A 21,641-nucleotide genomic window follows, 5' to 3' on the forward strand; every position below is an offset into this window, starting at 1 on the left:
ACAGCCGGGTCCGACAACCCGGGCGGTTACTCCCGCGTCACCCCGCGACGCCCGCCAACCGGCCGCATATTACGGACATATGGCGCCAGCTATGACAAGTACCCTTTTGTCGCCGTGTTTTGATGCGGTGCAGGTCACACGTCCCCGTACGCCTCGCCGCCCAGCTCGAAGCCGGCCGTGCCCGCGGTGGCGTCGGCGAGCCAGCCGCGGAAGGCGTCCACGTCGGCGTCCGGCAGCCCGATCTCGATCGTGACCGCCTCCCCGTAGCGCACGTCCCGCACCGCGCGGCCGGTCGCCCGGAGGTCGTTCTGGATCTTGCCGGCGCGCTGGTGGTCGACGGTCACCGTGGCCAGCCGGAACCGGCGGCGGGTGAGGGTGCCGACGCTGTCCAGTGCCTCCCCGACCGCTCCGCCGTACGCCCGGATCAGGCCGCCGGCGCCGAGCTTGACCCCGCCGTAGTACCGGGTGACGACGGCGACGACGTACCGCATGTCGCGGCGCAGCAGCATCTGGAGCATGGGGAGGCCCGCGGTGCCGCCCGGTTCCCCGTCGTCGTTCGCCTTCTGGATGCCGGCGTCGGCGCCGATGACGTACGCCCAGCAGTTGTGGGTGGCGTCGGCGTGCTCCTTGCGCACGGCCGCGATGAACTCCTGGGCCTCCCGTTCGGTGGCCGCGGGGGCGAGGGCGCACAGGAAGCGCGAGCGATTGATCTCGGTCTCGTGCACGCCCGCGCGGGCGACGGTGCGGTACTCGTCCTGCATCGGGACAGCCTATGCCGCACGCGCGCGTGCCCTCCCGCCCGGCGGCCGGGCCCTGCTCCCGACGACCGGCCGCCGCTTCGCACGCGCGCGCGCCCTGCGGCCGTGACGACCACGCCGCCTCACCGTCGGCCGCCCGTACCGCACGCGCGCGCCGCGACCGGCCACGGCCCCTTCCGCCTCCCGCCCATGCGGCCACCCGCGCGTGCGCCGCGACCGGCCACGGCCGCCCCGGGGCGCGCTACCGCCGCTTCTCGCCGCGCGCCGCGGTCATCGCCGTCAGCAGTGCCGTGCCGGGCGTGAGGTCCCGCCAGGTCGTGCCGTGCCAGGCGAGCACGGCGACGGCCGCGGTCGGGAACTTCACCCGGACCCGTTCCAGCGCGTCGTCCAGACCGTCTCCGGCGAGCGTGAGCACCAGGTCCTCAAGGCCCGGGTTGTGCCCGACCAGGAGCAGCGTCCCCGCCTCCGGGGGCGCCTCGTGCACGGCCTCGAGCAGGGCGTCCGCGTCGGCCCCGTACAGCCGCCGGTCGTGCCGTACGGGCGGCGGGGCGCCCCACTGCGCGGACGCCAGCTCCCAGGTCCGCCGGGCGCGTACGGCGGTGGAGCACAGGGCGAGGTCGGGCAGGCAGTCGGCGTCGGCGAGCGCGCGCCCGGCGGCCGGGGCGTCGCGCAGGCCGCGGGGCGCGAGCGGGCGCTCGTGGTCGGGGACGCCCGGCGGCCAGGCGGACTTGGCGTGCCGCAGCACCACCAGCCGGCGCAGCGGACCCGCTCCCGCGCGCGGCGTCACCCCGACGCTCCCACGTCGCGCACGAGTTCGAGACCGAGCAGCCGGTCGGCGTAGGCGTACGTCTCGAACCGCGCGCCGTCCGGCAGGTCCGCGCGGCTCTCCACTTCGCGCAGGACGTCCAGGACCGCGGGGACGTCCAGGTCGTCCTCCCAGGCGTCCGCGAGCCGCGCGCGGACGTCTTCGGGGACCGGCCTCGACGGCTGCCGCGCCCACGCGGCGACCGCACTCCGCCAGCGGGCGAGGGTGTCGCCGGCCTCGGCGACGGCGGTCCCGTCGAGCCGCAGCGGCACGGTTCTCGACCCGGACAGCAAGGCCAGCCGCAGGGCGGCCGGGTCCGGCCCCGGCACGATCCCGGGCGGCTCCACGGCCGCCACCGCCAGCCTCACCCCGTCCGGCGTGCCGTGCCCCTCCGCCGCCACATGCACGACCTGCCGCTCCACCGGCCCTGCGTCCGCGCCGCGGCGGTCCTCGAAGGGGCGGATGCCGAGGGACGCGGCGGCGGCGCGCAGCTCCTGCGCACGGTCCGCACCGGAGAGCACGCACCACACCGGAGTGCCGCCGAGTTCGAGGGCGCGGACGAGGACGTCGGCGGCCAGCAGCACCCGCAGGCCCGTGAGATCGGCGCCCGGCACATGGGCCTCCACACGGGTGGGCGCCCGCCGGGCGGCGTAGGGGGCGACCGGTTCGCCGGTCCGGGCGTCGATGATGCGCAGCACAAGGCGAGCGTAGGCGGACCGGCGCCGGCGCGCAGGGCGGACGGGCACGGGCCCGGAAACCATGCGGGCTCCCCGTTGCAGGCAGGGCAGACGACGGGGACCGGAAATCCACGCCCTGCCTCCCCTTGCACACAGGACAACCGGCACGGACGGGAATCCGTGCGGGCGTCCGCCCGTTGTACGGTCGACGGCCGGCGCCGACCGGCCGCAGGGCGACGAGGCGCGAGGAGTGCTCATGGTGTACGGCGACGACGCGGCGGTCCGCAGGATCCTCACGGAGCTGGGCGACACATGGGCCGTGGTGGGTCTGTCGGCCAACCAGGACCGCGCGGCGTACGGCGTCGCCCGCACGCTCCAGCGCTTCGGCAAGCGGATCGTGCCCGTCCACCCCAAGGCGGAGGCGGTGCACGGCGAACAGGGCTACGCCTCCCTCGCGGACATCCCCTTCGACGTGGACGTGGTCGACGTCTTCGTCAACAGCGACCTCGCCGGGGGCATCGCCGACGAGGCGGTGGCCAAGGGCGCCAGGGCGGTCTGGTTCCAGCTCGGCGTCGTCGACGAGGCGGCCTACGACCGGACCCGCACGGCCGGCCTGGACATGGTCATGGACCGCTGCCCCGCGATCGAGATCCCGCGCCTGGGCTGAGCGCGTTCCGACACCGCGCCCCGGCTCAGGACCGCCGGCGCCGTCCGGTCCGTATGCCGGCGAACAATTCGATTCCCCACGGCGTCGACGTGTGCGAAGGTCGGCCGGTGTCCGATCCCCGAAACGAACCTGTGCCGCCCTCCGCGCTCGGCCTGCTCCGCTGGCAGTTCGACCTGACCTGGTCGCTGTTCGAGTACCACCTGGACAGGCTCGAACCCGACGACTTCCTGTGGGAGCCCGTCGCGAACTGCTGGACCGTACGCCGGGCCGAGGACGGAACGTGGATTCCGGACTGGGCCGAGAGCGAGCCCGACCCCGTTCCCGTACCGACCATCGGCTGGCTGAGTTGGCACATCGGCTGGTGGTGGGGCGTGGCCATCGACCATGCCGGGGGCAGAGCGCCCCGCGAGCGGGGCGAGGTGGTCTGGCCGGGTGCGGGCGAGCCGGCCGTCGAGTGGCTGCGGGGCCTGCGCGCGGACTGGCTGGCGGCCCTGGACCGGCTGACCGATGCCGACCTGGACTCGACCGCCCCGTTCCCGTGGCAGAACGACCCCCGGCACACCCTCGCGCACATGATCGCCTGGGTGAACGCCGAACTGATGAAGAACGTCGCGGAGATCGGCCAGCTCCGCCTCCAGCGAGGCGCCGTCCATCCGCCGGCTGTCGCGGGCTGACCGCGAGAGGCGGCCCGCCCGGACGACGGGTCGGGACCCGGCTCCGGCACCGATCCGGCAGGTCCGGCGGAGGCAGGGGCGCCCGCGCCCCTGCCCCGCCACACCGCCCGCCCCCATGATCTCCGCGTGACCTCCCCCACCCCGCCGCACGCCGGCTCCTCCGCCCCGACCGCATCGTCCCGGCCGTCGTCGTGGGCGTCGGACCCGCCGGGCTGGCGCTCGGCAACGTCCTGCGGGCGGCGTCCGTCGCTACCCGGCGGCCTGCCTGGCACGCGTCCGGGACTACCAGGAGTTCTCGCACTGGCCGTCCGAGGTGTTCCACGGGGCCGCTTAGGGCGACCCGTTCCGGGCGGGCACGGCACGAGCGAAGCTGCGCCGCGTCTTCGACTCCCCCGCCGCCGCGGCGGCGTTCGCCGAGCTGTACCTCGGCACCCGCATGCCTGACCGCGCGGTCAGTCGTGCGGCGGGCCGTCACGGAGCCCGTGGTCGGCGATGCCCAGCGCCTCGTCCACGAGCCGGCGGACGGGGCCGTCGCGCAGGGAGTAGACCACCCGGCGGCCCTCCTTGCGGGTGTCCACGAGTCCCGCGAGCCGCAGCCGCGCCAGATGCTGGCTGACCGCCGGCCGGGCCGCGCCCCCGCAACTGCCGGTGAGCGTCGTGACATCGGCCTCCCCGGCGCTGAGGGCGTGCAGCAGCGTCAGCCGGGTCCGGTCGCCGAGCAGAGCGAGCAGGTCCGCGGCGAGCGCGAACCGCTCCTCGCCGGACGGGTGCGGCTGCGCATCATGCGCAGGTGACAGGTGCATGCGTGCGCTCATACGCACATGATGATGCCGCTCCCCGGGTACGTCCACCGCGTGCGCGCGGCCGGAAGGAGACGGACATGAGCGACCCCCGCATGCACCAGGACCATCACGGCCATCACACCCATGACCACGGCCACCACGGCCAAGGCCACGACCCCGAGCCCCGCCTCCGCCACCGCCTCACGCACCTGCTCACCCCCCACTCCCACGACGCCGCCAACCGGGTCGACTCCGCCCTGGAGTCCTCCGCGCGCGGCATGCGGGCGCTGTGGGTGTCCCTGGCCGTGCTCGGGGCGACGGCACTGGCACAGGCGGTCGTGGTGGCGTGGTCGGGTTCGGTGGCGCTGCTCGGCGACACGGTGCACAACACGGCGGACGCGCTCACCGCCGTACCGCTGGCGATCGCCTTCGTCCTCGGCCGCCGCGCGGCCGACCGCCGCTTCACCTACGGCTACGGGCGCGCCGAGGACCTCGCGGGTCTCGTGATCGTGCTGACGATCGCGGCGTCCGCCGTCTTCGCCGGATGGACGGCGTTCGCGCGGCTGCTCGACCCGCGTCCGGTGGAGCACGTCCCGGCCGTCTTCCTGGCCGCCCTGGTCGGATTCGCGGGCAACGAGTGGGTGGCCCGCTACCGCATCCGGGTCGGCCGTTCGATCGGCTCGGCGGCGCTGGTAGCGGACGGGCTGCACGCGCGGACGGACGGCTTCACCTCCCTCGCGGTGCTGCTCGGCGCCGGCGGCTCCGCGCTGGGCTGGCGGCTCGCCGACCCGGTCGTCGGCCTGGCGATCACGGCGGCGATCGTGCTGGTGCTGCGCGACGCGGCGCGCGAGGTGCTGCGGCGGGTGCTGGACGCCGTGGACCCGGCGCTGGTGGACCGGGCGGAGCGGGCCCTGCGCGAGGTGCCGGGGGTGCGCGGGGTGGGCGAGCTGAGGCTGCGCTGGATCGGGCACCGGCTGCGCGCGGAGGTGGCCCTCGTCGTGGACGGGGAGGCGACCGTACGCCGGGCGCACGCGATCGCGGTCGAGGCCGAGCACGCCCTGCTGCACGCCGTGCCCCGCCTCACCGCGGCCCTGGTGCACGCCGATCCCGCGCCGGTCCCGGGCGAGCCGGACCCCCATCTGGCGCTGGCCCACCACCGGGCGCCCGCCTGATCCGTCAGGCGACGCCCAGGCCGTCCAGCACCACCGCGCCGGGCAGCTCCGCGAACGCCTTGCCGGGCACCAGCAGCTTGCCCCGCCGCCGGCCGCTGCCCACCAGGACGTACGGCAGGTCCACGACGGCAGAGTCCACCAGCACCGGCCAGCCCTCGGGCAGGCCGATCGGAGTGATGCCGCCGTACTCCATGCCGGTCTCGCCGGTGGCCGTGTCCATCGAGGCGAACGACGCCTTGCGCGCGCCCAGTTGCCGGCGCACCACGCCGTTGACGTCGACGCGGGTGGTGGACGGCACGACGCACGCGGCCAGCGTGGTGTCGCCGCCGCGCCTGCCCGCGACGACCACGCAGTTGGCGGACTGCTCCAGCAGTTCCCGGCCGTAGTGCTCGACGAAGACGGCGGTGTCGGCCCACTGGGGGTCGGTGTCCACGTAGACGATCTGGTCGGCGGGGACGCTGCCGCGCCAGTGCCGTACGGCGTCGGCCACCGGGCGGGTCAGTTCGTCGAGGCGGTCCGGGGCGGGGACGGCCTGGTCGAAGTGTCCGATGGGTGAGCGCATGGCCGCACGGTAACAGCCCTCCGTGCGCGTGCCGGTGGCAGGTGCATCGGCGTCGGCCTGCCGGGCGGTCTCCTTCGGCCCTGCGTACGCGGGCCGGTGGAAGCACGGGCATGCCTGCTGCTCGCCCAGCGGCCTCCAGCGCTGCGCGGGCGGGCCGGCGGCAGGCCGGATCAGGACTCGGCGTCGGCCTCCAGCCGCGCGAGCGCCGCCGCCGTCTCCTCGTCGAGGCCGGCGAGCGCGGTGAGCTGCTCGGGCGTGACGCCGTCCGGTATCGGCACCGGGGCGGGGGTGCGCAGCGGCGGCTGCCAGCCATCGGCCGGGGTCCAGCGCCGTACGACGCGGGCGGGCGCCCCGGCGACCACGGCGTGGTCGGGCACCGTGCCGCGTACCACCGCGCCGGCGGCCACGACGACGTTCCGTCCGATCCGGGCGCCCGGCAGGATCACCGCGCCGGTGCCGATCCAGCAGCCGGGCCCGATCTCCACCGGCTCCATGCGGGGCCACTGCTTGCCGATGGGCTCGTGCGGATCGTCGTAGGAGTGGTTGGTGGAGGTGACGTAGACGTAGGGCCCGAAGTAGCAGTCGCTGCCGATGGTGACGGTGGTGTCGGCGATGACGTGGCTGCCGCGGCCGAGCACGACGCCGTCGCCGATGCGCAGGATCGGCTCGGGGCCGAGGTCGAGGCCGGGCATCAGGCCGGCCGTCAGGGTGACCTGTTCGCCGACGATGCAGTGGGCGCCGAGGCGGATCCAGGGCTCGCCGAAGACGGTGCCGAGGGGGAAGGCGAGTCTGGTACCGGTTCCCATCGCGCCGAAGCGGAACCGCCCCGGCCGGTCGGCGGTGACGGAGCCGGTGCGCTGCGCCCAGGCCCAGCCCGCGTGGACGGCGCGCTGGGTGAGGCGGCGTCGCCAGGATGAGAACGTGTTCTTGCGCTTCGGCACCCGCTCACGGTAATCGGCGCGGGGCCGCCCACGGGCCGGGAGGCCTGTGATCTTCGCCCCACCGGGTGGCGTACGGTGCCGGTGTCGACCATGGGAGGCGGAGGAACATGACGGACGGGGCGTTGATCACGGGCATCGGCGGCCGGGAGCCGGAGATCGCCGGGGACGCGTTCGTCGCGCCGACGGCCGCGGTGATCGGGGACGTGACCCTGGGAGCGGGCGCGAGCGTCTGGTACGGGGCTGTCCTGCGCGGCGACGTGGAGCGGATCTCCGTGGGGGCGCGGAGCAACGTCCAGGACAACTGCACGCTCCACGCCGACCCGGGTTTTCCGGTGACGGTCGGCGAGCGGGTGTCCATCGGGCACAACGCCGTGGTGCACGGCGCGACCGTCGAGGACGACTGCCTCATCGGCATGGGCGCCACGGTGCTCAACGGGGCGGTCGTCGGCGCGGGTTCGCTGGTCGCCGCGCAGGCGCTCGTACCACAGGGGATGCGCGTGCCGCCGGGTTCGCTCGTCGCGGGGGTGCCGGCGAAGGTGCGGCGGGAGCTGAGCGCCGAGGAGCGCGAGGGGCTCACCCTCAACGGCACGATGTACGCGGCGCTGGCCGGGCAGCACCGGGACGTGCACGGGAAGTGACGGCTGCCCGGACGTCCTCCCCGCCCTGCGCGCGAAGGACGGGGACCGGGAACCCCGGCGTCCCTGCCCCGACCGATGAGGGCAGCCGCTTAACCCATCGGCGCGCGGGCGTGCGCCCGTAGGCCGGCGCACGCCCGGAAGCACCCGGCAGCACCGCCGGTCCCCGGCGGTGATCCGCCTCTCAGCTGTTGGGACGCAGCGTCCAGACCACCGTCATCTCGGTCGTGACCGCGCCGTCCTCGCGCCGGATGGCGACGGACACCGGGAACTCCGGGCGCTTGCCCTCGTCCAGTTCGGCGACGACCTCGGCGGCGGGCCGGCCGAGGGTCGCGGTGGCGGTCACGGGACCCAGGGCGATCTTCTTGAACGCGATCTCGGCGTGCACCGGCAGCGGCACGGCGCGCGAGAGCTGGTCGCCGAACGCGGCCAGGACTATCGCGCCGCTCGCGGACTCGCCGAGGGTGAACATCGCGCCGGCGTGCGGCCCGCCGACGTGGTTGCGGTACTCGCTCTGGTCCGGCAGGGCCAGCACGGCCTTCTCCGGAGTGGTCTCCAGGTACTCGAGGTTCAGGGTCCTCACCATCGGCACCGTGGCGGCGAGCAACTCGCCGATCGACATCTGGTCTGCGCTCATGCCGGAAGGTTACCCACGAGTAGCCACTGTGGCCAGGGCCGCACGGGTCCGCCCGCTCGGACCTCCGGCCGGATTGCTACGTCCCTGACAAGGGGCAGTGACCGAATCGTGTCCCTGGCGGCACTAGGGTTACTGCGCATGTGGCCAGGACAGCAGCCGCCCGGGGGCGAGCAGAACCCGCAAGCGCAGAACAACCCGCAAGGGCAGCCCAACCCGTACCAGCAGCCGGGTTACCAGCAGCCGAATCCGTACCAGCAGCCCGGCTATCAACAGCCCGCCTACCAGCAGCCGGGCCCCTACGCAGGGCAGTCCCAGTGGAACACCCCGGCCCCGGCGGGCCCGCCCCAGCCGGCGCCCGGCGGCGGTGACGGCAACCGGACGAAGGTCGTCGCCATCGTGGCGGCCTCGGCCGTGGTCCTGACCGCCGCCGTCACCGGTTTCCTGGTCCTCGGCGGCGAGGAGGAGGACACGGCGAGCCCGAAGAAGAAGACCAGCGCCTCCCCGTCGGCGCCCGCCGCCCCGTCCTCGCCCGCCGCGTCGGCGTCCGGTTCGGACGACAACCCGCGCGGGACCGAGACCGAGAAGCCGACCGTCGACGGCTGGAAGGTCGTCGTCAACCCCAAGCGCGGCGTCGCCTTCGACGTGCCTGCCGACTGGGAGGTCCAGTCGCCCGGCCTGAGCATCGGCTTCGAAGACGACAAGTCGGACGACGCCAAGCCGCTGATCATCATGTCGGCCCCGGCGTACTACAAGTCCAAGTGGTGCACGACCGACTCCAACAAGGACGGCCGCACCGAGGACACCGCGCTGGCCGCCGTGGGCACCAAGGGCGCGGACGGCGCCAAGGACACCGACGAGGTCGCCGTGAACACGGTCCCGTGGTGGGTGTACGGCGGCTACACGCAGCCCGACAAGAAGAGCCTGACCTTCGACAAGGAGGCCAAGGAGTACACGACCGCCTCGGGCATCAAGGGCAGCATCGCCTGGGCCCAGTCGGAGAACACTCCGCAGAAGGGCAAGTGCGCGAGCGACGGCAAGGCCCTGACGTTCGGCTTCAAGAACTCCAAGGGCGACTTCGTGTCGTGGAACTTCTACGGCGCCAAGGGCGTGACCGGCGAGGTGCCCAAGGAGACCGTCATGAAGATCCTCAGCACCGTCCGGCTGCACGGCGAACCCACCGAGTGACGGGAACAAACGGTTTGGCAAGTCGGGGGTAGGGCGGGGATAGTCGGCCGGTGAACACCGCCGACCGCCCCCGACGCCTTCCGCACCGCCCCGGCTGGGCGGGCCGCAACTACAGCCTGCTGACCGCCGCCGCCGTGGTCACCCACCTCGGGAGCCACGGCGCGCTCATCGCCGCCGCGTTCGCGGTGCTGGAGGCCGGCGGCGACGGCGGCGACGTGGGCCTGGTGGCCGCCGCGCGGACGGTGCCGCTGGTGCTGTTCCTGCTGATCGGCGGGGCGGTCGCGGACCGGCTGCCGCGGCACCGGGTGATGGTCGCGGCCAACGCCCTCAACTGCGTCTCCCAGGGCCTGTTCGCGCTGCTCGTGCTGACCGGCGAACCCCTGCTGTGGCAGATGATGCTGCTGTCCGCGCTGGGCGGCACCGGGCAGGCGTTCTTCAGCCCGGCCGCCGAGGGCATGCTGATGTCCTCCGTGCAGGGCGAGCAGGCGAGCCGGGCGTTCGCCGTGTTCCGGATGGCGATGCAGGGGGCGGGCCTGGGCGGTGCGGCCCTCGGCGGCGTCATGGTCGCGGCGATCGGGCCGGGCTGGGTGCTCGCCGCGGACGCCGCCGCCTTCGCCGTCGCCGGGGCGATGCGCGCCTTCCTCGACGTGAGCCACATCCCGCCGCGCGAACCGGGCGGAGGGCTGCTCGCGGATCTGCGGGAGGGCTGGCGGGAGTTCGCGGGCCGGCCCTGGCTGTGGGGCATCGTCGTGCAGTTCTCCCTCGCCAACGCGGTCGTCGCCGCGGCCGACGCGGTCTACGGCCCCCTGGTCGCCCGGGACCATCTGGGCGGGGCGGCGCCCTGGGGGCTGGCGCTGGGCTTCTTCGGGGCGGGCACCGTCGTGGGGGCGCTGCTGATGACGCGCTGGAAGCCGCGCCGGCTGCTGCTGGCGGGCACCCTGTGCGTCTTCCCCCTGGCCCTCCCCTCCGCCGCGCTCGCCGTGCCGACGTCGGCCGGAGTCCTGTGCGCGGCGATGTTCCTGACCGGCGTCACGCTGGAGATCTTCGGCGTCTCCTGGATGACCGCCCTGCACCAGGAGATACCCGAGGACAAGCTCTCCCGGGTCTCGGCCTACGACTGGTTCGGCTCGGTCGCCCTCGTCCCGCTGGCGACGGCGCTGGCCGGCCCCGCGGAGACGGCGGTCGGCCGCTCGACGGCGCTGTGGGGCTGCGCGGCGCTGGTCGTCGTGGTGACGGCGGCGGTCCTGTGCGTCCCCGACGTGCGCAACCTTCGCCGCCGCACCAAGGAGGTGACGGGCGGTGCGGGCCCGGACCGGCACGCCGGATCACCCGATGCCGAACGCCCCGTCGGGGGGCTCGGGTGAGGGCACCGCGTCCGCGTCCCGCACCGGACGCGCGTCGCCGATGAACCGGCGCAGCCCCTCGCCGTGCTCCACCCGTGCCGGGAAGGCGTCGGCGGCGGTGCGGCGGGCCAGGGCGGGCGTGTCGACCGGCCGCTGGGCGGCGACCAGCACGGCGTTGCCGAACCGCCGCCCGCGCAGCACGGCCGGCTCGGCGATCAGCACCAGCTCGCGGAACACCTCTGCGTGGGTGGCCAGTTGGGAGCGGAGGAAGCCGAAGGGCGCGGCGTCGGCCAGGTTGGCCAGATAGACGCCGCCGGGCCGCAGCACGCGCGCGGCCTCACGGGCGTAGTCGAGGGACGTCAGATGGGCCGGCACCCGGGAGCCGCCGAACACGTCGGCGACCAGCACGTCGGCGCAGCCGTCCGGCGCCTTCGCCAGCCAGTCGCGGGCGTCCGCCGCGTGCAGCACGATGCCGGAGTCCTCGGGCAAAGGCAGCTGTTCCACCACCAGTTCGAGCAGCGCCCGGTCCGCGTCGACCACGTCCTGCCGGGAGCCGGGCCGGGTCGCCGCCACGTACCGGGGCAGGGTGAGCGCCCCGCCGCCGAGGTGGAGCACGTCCAGCGGACGCCCCTCCTCGGCGACGGAGTCCAGGACGTGCCCCAGCCGCCGCGCGTACTCGAACTCCAGGTGCGTGGGGTCGTCCAGGTCGACGTACGACTGCGGAGCGCCGTCCACCGTCAGCAGCCAGGCCCGCTCCCGGTCGACGTCGGGCATGAGCTTGGCGAACCCGTGGTCGACGGGCCTGCTGACGGGGACGGATTCGGTCACCGCTCCATTGTGCCCGGCGCTCGGGCCCCGTCGACGGCCGTCACCGTCCCGGCGCCGACGGTCCGCCCGCCCTCGCGGATCGCGAAGCCGAGCCCCGGCTCCAGGGGCACCTCGCGACCCAGCTCCACGGTCATGTCGACCGTCTGCCCGGGCCGCGCGACCGCCGCCTCCCCGAGGTCCACGGCCCCGACCACGTCCGCGGTGCGGATGTAGAACTGCGGCCGGTACCCGCTCGTCACGGGTGTCGTACGGCCGCCCTCGCGCGCCGACAGCACGTACACCCGTGCCGTGAACCGCCGCCGGGGCGTCACGCTGCCCGGCGCCGCGACGACATGGCCGCGCCGCACCGCGCCGCGGGACACGCCCCGCAGGAGCAGCGCCACGCTGTCCCCGGCCTGCGCCTCCTGCATCGGCTTGCCGAAGGTCTCCAGCCCGGTGACGACGCTCTCCAGGCCCGCGCCCGGCACCTCGACCCGGTCGCCGACCCGGACGGCGCCCCGCTCGACGGCGCCGGTGACGACGGTGCCCCGGCCGGTGATGGTCAGCACGTTCTCCACCGGCAGCAGGAACGGCGCGTCCAGATACCGCTCCGGAACCGGCACATAGGTGTCCACCGCGTCCAACAACGCCTCCACGGACGCCGTCCAACGCGGGTCCCCCGCCAGCGCCCGCAGGCCGGAGACCCGTACGACGGGCGCCGCGTCGCCGCCGTAGCCGTGCCGGGTGAGCAGGTCGCGCACCTCCAGCTCGACCAGGTCGGTCAGCATCGCGTCCTCGCCGTCACCGACGGCGTCGGCCTTGTTGAGGGCGACGACGATGTGGTCGACGCCCACCTGGCGGGCGAGCAGGACGTGCTCGGCGGTCTGCGGCATGATCCCGTCGAGCGCGGAGACGACGAGGATCGCCCCGTCGAGCTGCGCGGCGCCGGTGACCATGTTCTTGACGTAGTCGGCATGGCCGGGCATGTCGACATGGGCGTAGTGCCGGGTGTCGGTCTCGTACTCGACGTGCGCGATGTTGATGGTGATGCCGCGCGCGGCCTCCTCGGGGGCGCGGTCGATGCGGTCGAACGGCACGAAGGCGCCGGCGCCGCGGTCGGCGAGGACCTTGGTGATGGCGGCGGTCAGGGTGGTCTTGCCGTGGTCGACGTGGCCCATGGTGCCGATGTTGAGGTGCGGTTTCGTGCGGACGTATGCTGTCTTGGGCATGGCGGTACCTCGAAGTCCGTTGTGCTGCCCGGGTGATGGCCCCGGCGCGCTCGGCCGGGACGGGGACCCCGTGGATCCGGCCGACCCTCCCCCTGCGGGGTCCGCCGGTCGATCCGGGGAGGGTCAGCTTCGGGCGCCGTCGACAGCGGCCACGAGGAGCGGGACGGCAGCCTTCGGGGCATCCGCTGCGGCGGATGCGGCGAGGACGAAGGCGTACCGGAACATGACGCCGATCATTCCCGAGGGCCGGTCGCGCGTCGAATGGTTTTCGCGCGGGCGCAGCGACGCCACAGGCCGTTCGTTTCCCCGCCCGTGACCGTCGTGAGACGGACCATACGGCGATCACACATGTTCGTCGGTTAGTGTCACCGGATGCTCGATGCCACCACCCGCTCTGGGGGCACCGCCGCGGTCTCTCCCCGGACCGCCGCCGCACTGGACCCGCCCGTCACCGCAGGCCGGCTCGCGCGCTGCGTGGGCGTGCTGCTGTCGCCCTGGTCCCGTTTCTCCCTGCTCGTCGCGCTGCTCGCCGGCGCCGCGACGACGGTCCTGCTGGTCGAGCCGCAGCGGCTGCTGTCGGAAGGGCTGCCGCCGCACCTGAGCGGGGCCGCCGCCGCGCTGGTCTTCGCGGTGGCCTACGGCGTGTGCACGGTGGCGTTCGTGCCGAGACCGCTGCTGAACGTCGGGGCGGGGGCGCTGTTCGGCTCGCAGCTGGGCATCGGCGCCGCGGTCGCCGGGACGGTGCTGGGCGCGGCGCTCGCCTTCGGTCTGGGCCGGGTGCTGGGGCAGGACGCGCTGCGCCCGCTGCTGCGGGGGCGGGTACTGACGGCCGTCGACGGGCAGCTCAGCCGGCACGGCTTCCGCTCGATGCTGGCGGTGCGGCTGTTCCCGGGGGTGCCGTTCTCCGCGGCGAACTACTGCGCCGCCGTCTCCCGGATGGGTTGGCTGCCGTTCCTGCTCGCGACCGCGCTCGGGGCGGTCCCGAACACGGCGGCGTATGTGGTGGCCGGGGCACGCGCCTCGACGCCGACGTCCCCGGCCTTCCTGATCGCGATGGCGTGCATCGCCGTACCGGGCGCGGCAGCCGCGGTGGTGGCCTGGCGCAAGCGCCACCACCTGCGGGGCCGCCGAGGGCCGTCACCGGCGCAAGCGCCACCACCTGCGGGGGACTGACGGGCGGTCACGCGGCTGCGGAGGGTCAGAAGTCCGCGCGGTACACGTCCAGCCGCCCGCACATGCCGAACCTGCCTTCTTCGACCGGCTGTTCGGCCCGTACGACGGCCTCGGCGAGGTGGGACACGTCGCCGCGCTCCAGCCGGTCGAGCTGCTCCCGGGTGGCCTCGGCGGCGGCCTGCGCGCCCCTGCGCAGCCGTTCCCGCCACTCGGCGAGCCGGGGCCGCACCAGGGCGCCCGCGGCCCGGTGGAAGGCGGCCAGGGCCTGCGGACCGCCCTCGCGCAGCGCGCGGTAACCCTCCATCGCCAGGTCCCGCCGGGCCCGGGCGGCGCGTTCGCGCTCCGCCTGCGGCGCCCCGGCCGGGATCCCGGTCGCGGCGGCGTACGTCTCCGGGTCGGCGAGGTACTCCGGCGGCAGCGTCAGCACCGCGTCCCCCGCCTCCGGCAGGCCGCTGTTCTGCATCAGGACGGTGATCCGCAACTCGTCCTCGTTCACCAGCCGGTGGATCGTGCCCGGCGTGAACCAGGCGACCGTGCCGGGCGTGAGCGGCGTGACGCGGAACCCGGAGGCCGTCAGCGTCTGCACCGCTCCCCGCCCGCCGGTGACGACGTACGCCTCCGAACAGGTCAGGTGCAGGTGCGGAGTGCCGCCGCGCACGCCGTCGGCGGCCGGCCAGTCGTAGACGCACAGCCGGGAGACGGCGACGCCGCCCGGCAGCCCGTCGAACCGGCCGGCCGGCGCCCCGTCCGTCACCACGGGAGCGCCTCCAGGCGGCCGGTGATCCGCTCCCGCTCCCAGGCGCCGTCGGCGACCACGATGCGGTAGCGGCGGCGCAGGGTGTCGCCGGGAGCGAGTTCCAGCTCGTCGAAGAACGCCCAGGAGGGGGCGACGGCGGCGAACGGCTCGTTGCGCACGAACCAGTGGGCCGGGTGCTCGCCCCGCTCGCCGAGGTGGTCGTTGTCCGGGGCGTGCGCGAAGACGAGGGTGGCGTGCCCGTCGACGCCGTCGTGCTCGGCGCAGTACGCGAGCCACGGCGACTGCGTCGCCATCAGGTGCGGCCCCTCGCCGTCCGGGCCGATGATCCGTCCCTCCCGCCAGCCGCGCGGGCCGCGCCAGAACAGGCCGGTGTAGCCCGCCATCGCGCGCCCCGCGGTGGTGGGGCTGCCGAACAGCAGCGGCTCGTCGCGGCGGTTGGTGACGGCGGTGGTCCACGTCAGCGCCCAGGAACCGGAGCCGGCGTCGATGCCGTGCACCTCGATGCGGCGCTCCTCCTCGGCCCACAGCTCGCCGGAGTGCGGGTGCCAGGTCAGCCGCTCGGCGATGACGGCACGGTCGCCGTCCGCCGTGACCTCGTCGAAGCCGGCGTGCGCCATGGAGCCGACCCGGTCGGGCAGGGGAAGGTAACCCTCGCCGTGCACATAGCTGTTGCCGCCCCACAGGTTCTGCCCGGACAGGTGCGAGGCGGTCAGCTGGAGGCCCTTGTGCCAGCGGTGGTCGTTCGGGCGGTAGTCGGTGACGACCGCGCCCGAGAGGGTCCGCAGGGGGTGCACGTACGGCTTGGGCGCCTCCCACGCAGCCTCCGGGCGGTAGACGTACGTCAGCAGTTCGACGCCGCTGTCCGGGGCGGTGACGGTGACGCGGTCGCCGTGGACGTGGACGATGCCGGGGCCGCTCACGCCGGCGCCTCCGCGCTCGCGCCCGCCGCGGAGGGGGCGGGGGCCCAGCCGGGGGCGCCGCCGTGCAGGTGCGTGTAGTACGGGTCGCCGGGGCCGATGTCACCGCGCCGCACCGTGGTGTCCGTGAACGCCGACTTGTAGAGCGCGGTGACCAGCTCCAGGCTCTTGCGGCCGTCCTCCCCGCTGCTGCGGGGCCGCTCGCCGGCGCGCATGCTCGCCACCAGCTCGCGCAGCTGGGCGATGTGGGAGCTGGGCACGTCCGTCCCGAACTCGCGCCAGGCGGCGGCCTCTTCCACCGGTACGTCCGGCGCGGGGGTGATGCGCCAGTCGGTGTTGGCGTAACCGTACAGGTGGCTCAGCTCGATCGTGGCGCGCTCGCAGTCCAGCCGGATGCGGCTCGCCTCGTCGGGGCTGAGCACGCTGTTCACGACGGTCGCCATGGCGCCGCTCTCGAAGCGGAGCAGCGCCGTGGAGACGTCCTCGGTCTCCACGTCGTGGACCAGCCGGCCGGCCATCGCCCGGACCTCGCTCCACGGCCCGAGCAGATCGAGCAGCAGGTCCATCTGGTGGATGCCGTGGCCCATCGCCGGGCCGCCGCCCTCCGTCTGCCAGCGGCCACGCCACGGCACGGCGTAGTAGGCGGCGTCGCGGTACCAGGTGGTCTGGCAGTGCGCGACCAGGGGCCGCCCCAGGGCGCCCGCGTCCAGCAGCCGGCGCACATGGGCGGCGCCGGAGCCGAAGCGGTGCTGGAAGACGATCGCGGCGTACGGCCCGCCGTCCGCGCCCTCCGCCGCCTCCACGGCGTCGAAGTCGGCGAGCGAGGGCACCGGCGGCTTCTCGCACCACACCCATGCGCCGGCGTTCAGCGCGGCGATGGTCTGCTCCCGGTGCAGCGTGGGCGGGGTGCAGATGGTGACCAGGTCGGGGCGCTGCTCCTCCAGCATCCGCGCCAGATCGGTGTAGGCGTGCGGGACGCCGCCCGTCGCGCAGAACTCCCGGACCGCGGCGGCGTCGATGTCGACGGCCGCGACGACCTCCGTCTCGCCCTCCTCGGCGAGCTGGTGCAGGGCGGGCAGATGACAGCCTCGGGCGATGGCCCCCGTACCGATCACGGCGGCGCGGAGCGGGCGGCCGGCGAACGGCGCGGAAGGCGGGGTCGGGGGGATCGGCATGGACCTGATCAGCACTCCTCCGAAGACGGATACAAAGCTCAGAGGGCCAGCAAGCGCTTTCCCTCCAGGCAACGTAGGCCCGGCCCGCCGACGGGGTCAACACCTCGCACCGATCACCGGCGGCCCTCCGGGCGACCGATCACTTCGCACGACCGAGCGAGCCCCGGGGTCGGGCGCCCTGTCAGGGGGCGCTACGCTGCCCCACAACACACCAGATCACCGCGCGCGGGGGCTCGGTGTGTCCGTCGTCCGTTCCTCGATCGGCACTTGGACTCCGTAACTTCATGTCTTGGTTCGAATCACTCATCCTCGGACTCGTCCAGGGGCTGACCGAGTTCCTCCCCGTGTCCTCCAGTGCGCACCTGCGTCTGACCGCCGCGTTCTCCGGCTGGGAGGACCCGGGCGCCGCGTTCACGGCGATCACCCAGATCGGCACGGAGGCCGCCGTGCTGATCTACTTCCGCGAGGACATCGGGCGGATCCTCGCGGCCTGGTTCCGCTCGCTCCACGACAAGAAGTGGCGCAAGGACCAGGACGCCCGGATGGGCTGGCTGGTGATCGTCGGCTCGATCCCGATCGGCGTGCTGGGCGTGACGTTCAAGGACCAGATCGTCGGCCCGTTCCGTGATCTGCGGATCACCGCGACCATGCTGATCGTCATCGGCATCGTCATCGGCGTCGCCGACCGGCTGGCGGCCCGCGACGAGTCGGGCGGCCGGCACCGGGCGGCCAAGCAGCGCAAGACGCTTCAGGAGCTGGGCGTCAAGGACGGCCTGATCTTCGGCCTCTGCCAGGCCGCGGCCCTGGTCCCGGGCGTGTCCCGCTCCGGCGCGACCATCAGCGGCGGTCTCTTCATGGGCTACACCCGCGAGGCCGCGGCCCGCTACTCCTTCCTGCTCGCGATCCCGGCGGTGCTCGCCTCGGGCCTGTTCGAGCTGAAGGACGCGATGGAGAACGACCATGTGACGTGGGGTCCCACGATCTTCGCGACGGTGATCGCCTTCGTGTCGGGCTACGCGGTGATCGCCTGGTTCATGAAGTTCATCTCGACCAAGAGCTTCATGCCGTTCGTGTGGTACCGCATCGCCCTGGGGATCGTCATCATCGCCCTGGTCAGCGTGGGTGCACTGAGCCCGGACGCGGGCGAGCCGGCGCACTGAGCGGAGGTGGCGGTCGCAGGCTGCCCGCCAACGGCGACCCTGCGACCGCTCCGGGAAGGTGCAGTCATTCCGGACCCGGAACTTCCGGCCGTCTCCCACTCGTCTCCCACTCCCGCCGGGGGCGACGACCCCTGTAGGCGTCCGCCCACCAGTGAGGGCAGGGACGGCATCCCCGGCCGGTCGTCCGGACCGGGCCGGCCGGCATGGATCACCGCCCTCGCGACGACGGGCGCACCGAGCCCGGACGCGGGGCGAGCCGGCGTGCCGAGCCTCGCCGGGCGCCGTCAGGCCGCCTCGATGACGTCACCGCGCACGGCGGCGGCCCACTCGACGACCAGCAGCTCGTACTCCGCCCGCTCCTGCGGCGACAACGACCCGCCCGCACGCAGCCACAGCGCGCGGATCAGTTCATTCACCTCGGCAGCAGACCGCACGGAACCACGGACCAAGGAATCAGGGAACATGCGGGCAAGCCTAGGGGCAAGCACTGACACTGCGCTACCGAGTGGCTACAAAATGCAGCATCTGTTCGCTCCCCCGCCGGACTCACCCCCACGGCGTTCCGACGCCTGTGCGCCCCGCCCGCACGCCCCCTTGGCGCAGCCCTCTCCATGGTCAAGACTGTGGCGATGACGCAGCGTGTGGAGCTCGCGACCGTGATGGACCGGCTGGCCGTGGACGCACTGATCACCGAGTACGCGGTGACGGTCGATGACGGCGACTGGGCGGCGTACCGGCGGCTGTTCACGCCGGAGGGGCGGGCGGACCACCGTTCTGCCGGGGGGATCGAGGGGGACGCCGGGGACGTGGCCGAGTGGCTGGCCGGGGCCCTGGGGCCGTACGGCGCGCGGCAGCATCTGGTCGTGAACCGGCGGGTGGTGTTCGACACCCTGGACGGGGACGCCGGGAACACCGCGCGGGCGCAGGCCGACTACGTCAGTGTCCTGCGGGCTGCGGGCGGCGAGGAGGGGCCGGGGGCGCCCGATCTGGTGTGCGGCGGGCGGATCGCGTTCGGGCTGCTGCGGACGGACGACGGCTGGCGGCTGCGCGAGGTGAGCGTGCGGGAGAAGTGGCGGCGTGCGGGCGGGGCTCCCGGGGTACCTGTGAACGGCTGAGCCGACGCCCTCTGTACCGGGACCTCGGCGGCGCGCACACTGGGGGCAACGGTACGGAGGCGCCGTATGAAGACGTCGGGCGAGTGGCTCGTCTCCCCGTGGCGGCGGTCCGCGGTGGCCGTCACGGCGGGCGCGCTGCCGATGCTCGCCTTCCCGGCGCCGGCCCTGTGGTGGTTCGGCTGGGTCGCGCTGGTCCCGTGGATCCTCCTGACGCGCTCCGCGCCGACGGGCCGGCGGGCGGCCTACGACGGCTGGTGCGGAGGGCTCGGGTTCATGCTCGCCGTGCACCACTGGCTGCTGCCGAACCTGCACGTCTTCACGTTCGTGCTGGCCGCGCTGCTGGGCGCGTTGTGGGCGCCGTGGGGCTGGCTGGTGCGCCGTTTCCTGGGCGGTGCTCCCCCGGTCCGCCGGATCGCGGCCGGCCTGCTGGTGCTGCCGTCGGGCTGGCTGGCGGTGGAGCTGGTCCGCTCCTGGCAGGGGCTGGGCGGCCCTTGGGGGATGCTGGGCGCCACTCAGTGGCAGGTGGAGCCGGCGCTGCGGCTGGCGTCGCTGGGCGGCGTCTGGCTGATCGGCTTCCTGCTGGTGGCCGTCAACGTCGCCGTCGCCGTGCTGGTCGCGGTACCGGCCTCGCGCACTCCGGCGCTGGCCGGGCTGCTCGCCGCGGCGGCGGCGGGTTCGGCGGCGTGGGCCTGGGCGCCGCGACCCGCGGTCGACGGCGAAGCCCGGGTGGCCGTCGTGCAGCCCGGCGTCGTGGACGGCCCCGACCGCCGCTTCGCCGTCGGGGAACGGCTGACCCACGAGCTGGCCGGGCAGGACGTCGACCTGGTCGTCTGGGGCGAGAGCAGCGTCGGCTTCGACCTCGCCGACCGCCCCGATCTGGCCCGCCGTATCGCCGCGCTGGCCCGCACCCTGGAGGCCCCGGTCCTGGTCAACGTCGACGCGCGCCGCTCGGACCGGCCTGGCATCTACAAGAGCTCGATCCTCGTCGGCCCCGACGGCCCGACCGGCGCGCGGTACGACAAGATGCGGCTGGTGCCCTTCGGCGAGTACGTCCCCGCCCGCTCCCTGCTCGGCTGGGCCACCTCGGTCGGCGAGGCGGCGGCCGAGGACCGCCGGCAGGGCACGGGCCAGGTCGTGATGGACACCGGCGGCACACTGCGCGTCGGCCCGATGGTCTGCTTCGAGTCGGCGTTTCCCGACATGAGCCGCAATCTCGCCGGGCGGGGCGCCGACCTGCTCGTCGCCCAGTCGTCGACCTCCACCTTCCAGCGCAGCTGGGCGCCCGCGCAGCACGCCTCGCTGGCCGCGCTGCGCGCCGCGGAGACCGGTCGCACGATGGTACACGCCACCCTGACCGGCGTCTCCGCGGTGCACGACCCGCAGGGCCGGCGCGTCGGGGCGTGGCTCGGCACCGACACGAGCGCCGCCGAGGTGTACGAGGTCCCGGTGGCAAGCGGCGCCACCCCGTACGCGCGGTACGGCGACTGGCCGGTGTACGCGGCGCTGCTGACGCTGGCGGCGTTCGGCGCGGCGCAGGGCGCGCGGGCGGTCAGTCGCTCGCGCGGGAGCGCTCCTGGACCGCGAGTACCACCTGCTCGCACAGGGCGTGCGTCGCCAGCGCGTCCCGGGCGCTGACCACCCGGCCCGCGCGGACGGCGTCGAGGAAGGACAGCACCGCCTGCTCGATGCCGCGCTGCCGCGCCACCGGCACCCAGTCGCCGCGCCGCCGCACGGTCGGCTGGCCCCTGTGGTCGATCACCTCGGCGAGGTTGAGCACCTGCCGCTTGGTGTCCTGCCCGGAGACCTCCAGGATCTCCTCGGCCGATCCGCTGAGCCGGTTCATCACGCCGAGCGCGGTGAACCCGTCCCCGGACAGCTGCAGCACGACATGGTGCAGCAGCCCCGCCTCCGCCCGCGCCCGCACGGTCACGTCGTCGATCTCGCCGGGCACCAGGAAGCGCAGGGTGTCGACGACGTGGATGAAGTCGTCGAGGATCATCGTGCGCGGCTCTTCGGGCAGACCGACGCGGTTCTTCTGCATGACGATCAGCTCGCGCGGATGCTCCGCGCACTGCGCGTAGCCCGGCGCGTGCCGCCGGTTGAAGCCGACGGCGAGGCCGACGCCCTGGCGCTCGGCGAGTTCCACCAGCCGCTCGGAGTCGGCGAGTTCGTACGCGAGCGGCTTGTCGACGTACGTGGGCACACCGGCCCGCAGCAGCCGCTCGACGATCTCCGGGTGCGCCTCGGTCGGCGCGTGCACGAAGGCCGCGTCGAGGTCCTGGGCGAGCAGGGAGTCCAGGGTGCGGTGGCGCCGCTCCGACGGCAGGTGGAGGCTGTCGGCGACGCGGTCGAGCGTGGCGGGCGTGCGGGTCTGCAGATGCAGCTCGACGCCGGGCTGCGTCCCGAGGACCGGCAGATAGGCCTTCTGCGCGATGTCGCCGAGTCCGATGCAGCCGATCTTCACGGGGGC

Annotated in this window: 24 protein-coding genes and 1 pseudogene; 11 read left to right on the top strand and 14 right to left on the bottom strand. The window is 74.4% G+C overall.

Translation table 11 applies throughout. The features are described from left to right. Positions 1-134: 134 nt before the first annotated feature. The 3 genes from ABZY13_RS15780 to ABZY13_RS15790 form a co-directional block, all read right to left on the bottom strand. A complete protein-coding gene (locus ABZY13_RS15780; protein WP_356630902.1) occupies positions 135-761 on the bottom strand; it encodes a YigZ family protein in 627 nt (208 codons plus the stop codon). A gap of 238 nt (positions 762-999) precedes the next feature. After that, positions 1,000-1,545: a histidine phosphatase family protein gene (locus tag ABZY13_RS15785; RefSeq protein ID WP_356630904.1), complete on the bottom strand. Its 546-nt coding sequence runs from the start codon at positions 1,543-1,545 to the stop codon at positions 1,000-1,002. Continuing rightward, positions 1,542-2,261, bottom strand: a complete 720-nt coding sequence (locus ABZY13_RS15790; RefSeq protein WP_356630906.1) for a hypothetical protein — start codon at positions 2,259-2,261, stop codon at positions 1,542-1,544. The genes ABZY13_RS15785 and ABZY13_RS15790 overlap by 4 nt, the downstream gene beginning before the upstream one ends. A 238-nt stretch (positions 2,262-2,499) precedes the next feature. On the opposite strand from ABZY13_RS15790, the gene ABZY13_RS15795 reads away from it, so the two are divergent. The 3 genes and pseudogenes from ABZY13_RS15795 to ABZY13_RS15805 form a co-directional block, all read left to right on the top strand. Further along, entirely contained in the window at positions 2,500-2,907 is a 408-nt protein-coding gene (locus ABZY13_RS15795; protein WP_356631034.1) for a CoA-binding protein, read from the top strand. 107 nt (positions 2,908-3,014) lie between these two features. Next, complete coding sequence (locus ABZY13_RS15800) at positions 3,015-3,581, top strand: DinB family protein (RefSeq protein WP_356630908.1); 567 nt, start codon at positions 3,015-3,017, stop codon at positions 3,579-3,581. A gap of 259 nt (positions 3,582-3,840) precedes the next feature. Then, positions 3,841-4,014 (top strand): annotated as a pseudogene (locus ABZY13_RS15805) (4-hydroxybenzoate 3-monooxygenase); the annotation flags it as partial. Between the two features lie 19 nt (positions 4,015-4,033). Here the strand turns inward: ABZY13_RS15805 and ABZY13_RS15810 are convergent. Then, the gene (locus tag ABZY13_RS15810; RefSeq protein ID WP_356630910.1) at positions 4,034-4,396 is read right to left on the bottom strand and encodes a metalloregulator ArsR/SmtB family transcription factor; all 363 of its coding nucleotides are present in this window, start codon (positions 4,394-4,396) and stop codon (positions 4,034-4,036) included. Positions 4,397-4,461: 65 nt separating this feature from the next. On the opposite strand from ABZY13_RS15810, the gene ABZY13_RS15815 reads away from it, so the two are divergent. Continuing rightward, positions 4,462-5,535, top strand: a complete 1,074-nt coding sequence (locus ABZY13_RS15815; RefSeq protein WP_356630912.1) for a cation diffusion facilitator family transporter — start codon at positions 4,462-4,464, stop codon at positions 5,533-5,535. Positions 5,536-5,539: 4 nt separating this feature from the next. Here the strand turns inward: ABZY13_RS15815 and ABZY13_RS15820 are convergent, their stop codons facing one another. Both ABZY13_RS15820 and ABZY13_RS15825 read right to left on the bottom strand, forming a co-directional pair. Next, positions 5,540-6,097: a YbaK/EbsC family protein gene (locus tag ABZY13_RS15820; RefSeq protein WP_356630914.1), complete on the bottom strand. Its 558-nt coding sequence runs from the start codon at positions 6,095-6,097 to the stop codon at positions 5,540-5,542. Between the two features lie 170 nt (positions 6,098-6,267). Beyond that, positions 6,268-7,038 (bottom strand): acyltransferase, encoded by a 771-nt coding sequence (locus tag ABZY13_RS15825; RefSeq protein WP_356630916.1) that lies wholly within the window; start codon positions 7,036-7,038, stop codon positions 6,268-6,270. 107 nt (positions 7,039-7,145) lie between these two features. On the opposite strand from ABZY13_RS15825, the gene ABZY13_RS15830 reads away from it, so the two are divergent. Beyond that, entirely contained in the window at positions 7,146-7,676 is a 531-nt protein-coding gene (locus ABZY13_RS15830) for a gamma carbonic anhydrase family protein (protein ID WP_356630918.1), read from the top strand. Between the two features lie 181 nt (positions 7,677-7,857). Here ABZY13_RS15830 and ABZY13_RS15835 read toward each other — a convergent pair whose 3' ends face one another. Then, the gene (locus ABZY13_RS15835) at positions 7,858-8,295 is read right to left on the bottom strand and encodes a DUF4442 domain-containing protein (protein ID WP_356631036.1); all 438 of its coding nucleotides are present in this window, start codon (positions 8,293-8,295) and stop codon (positions 7,858-7,860) included. A 153-nt stretch (positions 8,296-8,448) separates the two neighbouring features. On the opposite strand from ABZY13_RS15835, the gene ABZY13_RS15840 reads away from it, so the two are divergent. After that, positions 8,449-9,495, top strand: a complete 1,047-nt coding sequence (locus ABZY13_RS15840; protein ID WP_356630920.1) for a hypothetical protein — start codon at positions 8,449-8,451, stop codon at positions 9,493-9,495. Positions 9,496-9,545: 50 nt separating this feature from the next. Further along, a complete protein-coding gene (locus tag ABZY13_RS15845; RefSeq protein ID WP_356630922.1) occupies positions 9,546-10,859 on the top strand; it encodes an MFS transporter in 1,314 nt (437 codons plus the stop codon). Here the strand turns inward: ABZY13_RS15845 and ABZY13_RS15850 are convergent. Both ABZY13_RS15850 and tuf read right to left on the bottom strand, forming a co-directional pair. Beyond that, positions 10,821-11,666 carry a fused MFS/spermidine synthase gene (locus ABZY13_RS15850; RefSeq protein WP_356630924.1) on the bottom strand — a complete coding sequence of 282 codons (846 nt, stop codon included), beginning with the start codon at positions 11,664-11,666 and terminating at the stop codon, positions 10,821-10,823. The two genes, ABZY13_RS15845 and ABZY13_RS15850, sit on opposite strands and share 39 nt — an antisense overlap. Further along, complete coding sequence (gene tuf, locus ABZY13_RS15855) at positions 11,663-12,874, bottom strand: elongation factor Tu (RefSeq protein ID WP_356630926.1); 1,212 nt, start codon at positions 12,872-12,874, stop codon at positions 11,663-11,665. The genes ABZY13_RS15850 and tuf overlap by 4 nt, the downstream gene beginning before the upstream one ends. A 372-nt stretch (positions 12,875-13,246) precedes the next feature. Between tuf and ABZY13_RS15860 the strand changes: the two genes are divergently transcribed. Beyond that, positions 13,247-14,047 (top strand): TVP38/TMEM64 family protein, encoded by an 801-nt coding sequence (locus tag ABZY13_RS15860; protein ID WP_356630928.1) that lies wholly within the window; start codon positions 13,247-13,249, stop codon positions 14,045-14,047. A 25-nt stretch (positions 14,048-14,072) separates the two neighbouring features. Here the strand turns inward: ABZY13_RS15860 and ABZY13_RS15865 are convergent, their stop codons facing one another. The 3 genes from ABZY13_RS15865 to ABZY13_RS15875 are packed head-to-tail and all read right to left on the bottom strand — an operon-like array spanning position 14,073 to position 16,896. Continuing rightward, complete coding sequence (locus tag ABZY13_RS15865) at positions 14,073-14,804, bottom strand: cupin (RefSeq protein ID WP_356630930.1); 732 nt, start codon at positions 14,802-14,804, stop codon at positions 14,073-14,075. Continuing rightward, a complete protein-coding gene (locus ABZY13_RS15870) occupies positions 14,798-15,724 on the bottom strand; it encodes a PmoA family protein (protein WP_356630932.1) in 927 nt (308 codons plus the stop codon). Before ABZY13_RS15870 ends, ABZY13_RS15865 begins: the two co-directional genes overlap by 7 nt. Then, positions 15,721-16,896: a Gfo/Idh/MocA family oxidoreductase gene (locus tag ABZY13_RS15875; protein WP_356630934.1), complete on the bottom strand. Its 1,176-nt coding sequence runs from the start codon at positions 16,894-16,896 to the stop codon at positions 15,721-15,723. Before ABZY13_RS15875 ends, ABZY13_RS15870 begins: the two co-directional genes overlap by 4 nt. Positions 16,897-17,180: 284 nt before the next feature. Between ABZY13_RS15875 and ABZY13_RS15880 the strand changes: the two genes are divergently transcribed. Further along, positions 17,181-18,056 (top strand): undecaprenyl-diphosphate phosphatase, encoded by an 876-nt coding sequence (locus ABZY13_RS15880; protein ID WP_356630936.1) that lies wholly within the window; start codon positions 17,181-17,183, stop codon positions 18,054-18,056. Between the two features lie 284 nt (positions 18,057-18,340). On the opposite strand, the gene ABZY13_RS15885 is transcribed toward ABZY13_RS15880, so the two are convergent. Further along, positions 18,341-18,520 (bottom strand): hypothetical protein, encoded by a 180-nt coding sequence (locus tag ABZY13_RS15885; protein ID WP_356630938.1) that lies wholly within the window; start codon positions 18,518-18,520, stop codon positions 18,341-18,343. Positions 18,521-18,685: 165 nt separating this feature from the next. Between ABZY13_RS15885 and ABZY13_RS15890 the strand changes: the two genes are divergently transcribed. Both ABZY13_RS15890 and lnt read left to right on the top strand, forming a co-directional pair. Further along, positions 18,686-19,171, top strand: coding sequence for a nuclear transport factor 2 family protein (locus ABZY13_RS15890; protein WP_356630940.1), 486 nt, complete (start codon positions 18,686-18,688; stop codon positions 19,169-19,171). Between the two features lie 66 nt (positions 19,172-19,237). Beyond that, positions 19,238-20,806 (top strand): apolipoprotein N-acyltransferase, encoded by a 1,569-nt coding sequence (gene lnt, locus ABZY13_RS15895; protein ID WP_356630942.1) that lies wholly within the window; start codon positions 19,238-19,240, stop codon positions 20,804-20,806. Here lnt and ABZY13_RS15900 read toward each other — a convergent pair. Next, a complete protein-coding gene (locus ABZY13_RS15900; protein ID WP_356630944.1) occupies positions 20,721-21,635 on the bottom strand; it encodes a Gfo/Idh/MocA family oxidoreductase in 915 nt (304 codons plus the stop codon). The two genes, lnt and ABZY13_RS15900, sit on opposite strands and share 86 nt — an antisense overlap. Positions 21,636-21,641 lie beyond the last annotated feature (6 nt).

This window comes from Streptomyces sp. NPDC006610 (genome assembly GCF_040611575.1).
Classification (GTDB): domain Bacteria; phylum Actinomycetota; class Actinomycetes; order Streptomycetales; family Streptomycetaceae; genus Streptomyces.

Excerpts from the sequence above, each read along its gene's own strand:
- ABZY13_RS15780 (WP_356630902.1), bottom strand. The coding sequence starts at position 761 with ATGCAGGACGAGTACCGCACCGTCGCCCGCGCGGGCGTGCACGAGACC.
- ABZY13_RS15810 (WP_356630910.1), bottom strand. The coding sequence starts at position 4,396 with ATGAGCGCACGCATGCACCTGTCACCTGCGCATGATGCGCAGCCGCAC.
- ABZY13_RS15815 (WP_356630912.1), top strand. The coding sequence starts at position 4,462 with ATGAGCGACCCCCGCATGCACCAGGACCATCACGGCCATCACACCCAT.
- ABZY13_RS15820 (WP_356630914.1), bottom strand. The coding sequence starts at position 6,097 with ATGCGCTCACCCATCGGACACTTCGACCAGGCCGTCCCCGCCCCGGAC.
- ABZY13_RS15830 (WP_356630918.1), top strand. The coding sequence starts at position 7,146 with ATGACGGACGGGGCGTTGATCACGGGCATCGGCGGCCGGGAGCCGGAG.
- ABZY13_RS15835 (WP_356631036.1), bottom strand. The coding sequence starts at position 8,295 with ATGTCGATCGGCGAGTTGCTCGCCGCCACGGTGCCGATGGTGAGGACC.
- ABZY13_RS15840 (WP_356630920.1), top strand. The coding sequence starts at position 8,449 with ATGTGGCCAGGACAGCAGCCGCCCGGGGGCGAGCAGAACCCGCAAGCG.
- tuf (WP_356630926.1), bottom strand. The coding sequence starts at position 12,874 with ATGCCCAAGACAGCATACGTCCGCACGAAACCGCACCTCAACATCGGC.
- ABZY13_RS15860 (WP_356630928.1), top strand. The coding sequence starts at position 13,247 with ATGCTCGATGCCACCACCCGCTCTGGGGGCACCGCCGCGGTCTCTCCC.
- ABZY13_RS15875 (WP_356630934.1), bottom strand. The coding sequence starts at position 16,896 with ATGCCGATCCCCCCGACCCCGCCTTCCGCGCCGTTCGCCGGCCGCCCG.
- ABZY13_RS15880 (WP_356630936.1), top strand. The coding sequence starts at position 17,181 with ATGTCTTGGTTCGAATCACTCATCCTCGGACTCGTCCAGGGGCTGACC.
- ABZY13_RS15885 (WP_356630938.1), bottom strand. The coding sequence starts at position 18,520 with ATGTTCCCTGATTCCTTGGTCCGTGGTTCCGTGCGGTCTGCTGCCGAG.
- ABZY13_RS15890 (WP_356630940.1), top strand. The coding sequence starts at position 18,686 with ATGACGCAGCGTGTGGAGCTCGCGACCGTGATGGACCGGCTGGCCGTG.
- lnt (WP_356630942.1), top strand. The coding sequence starts at position 19,238 with ATGAAGACGTCGGGCGAGTGGCTCGTCTCCCCGTGGCGGCGGTCCGCG.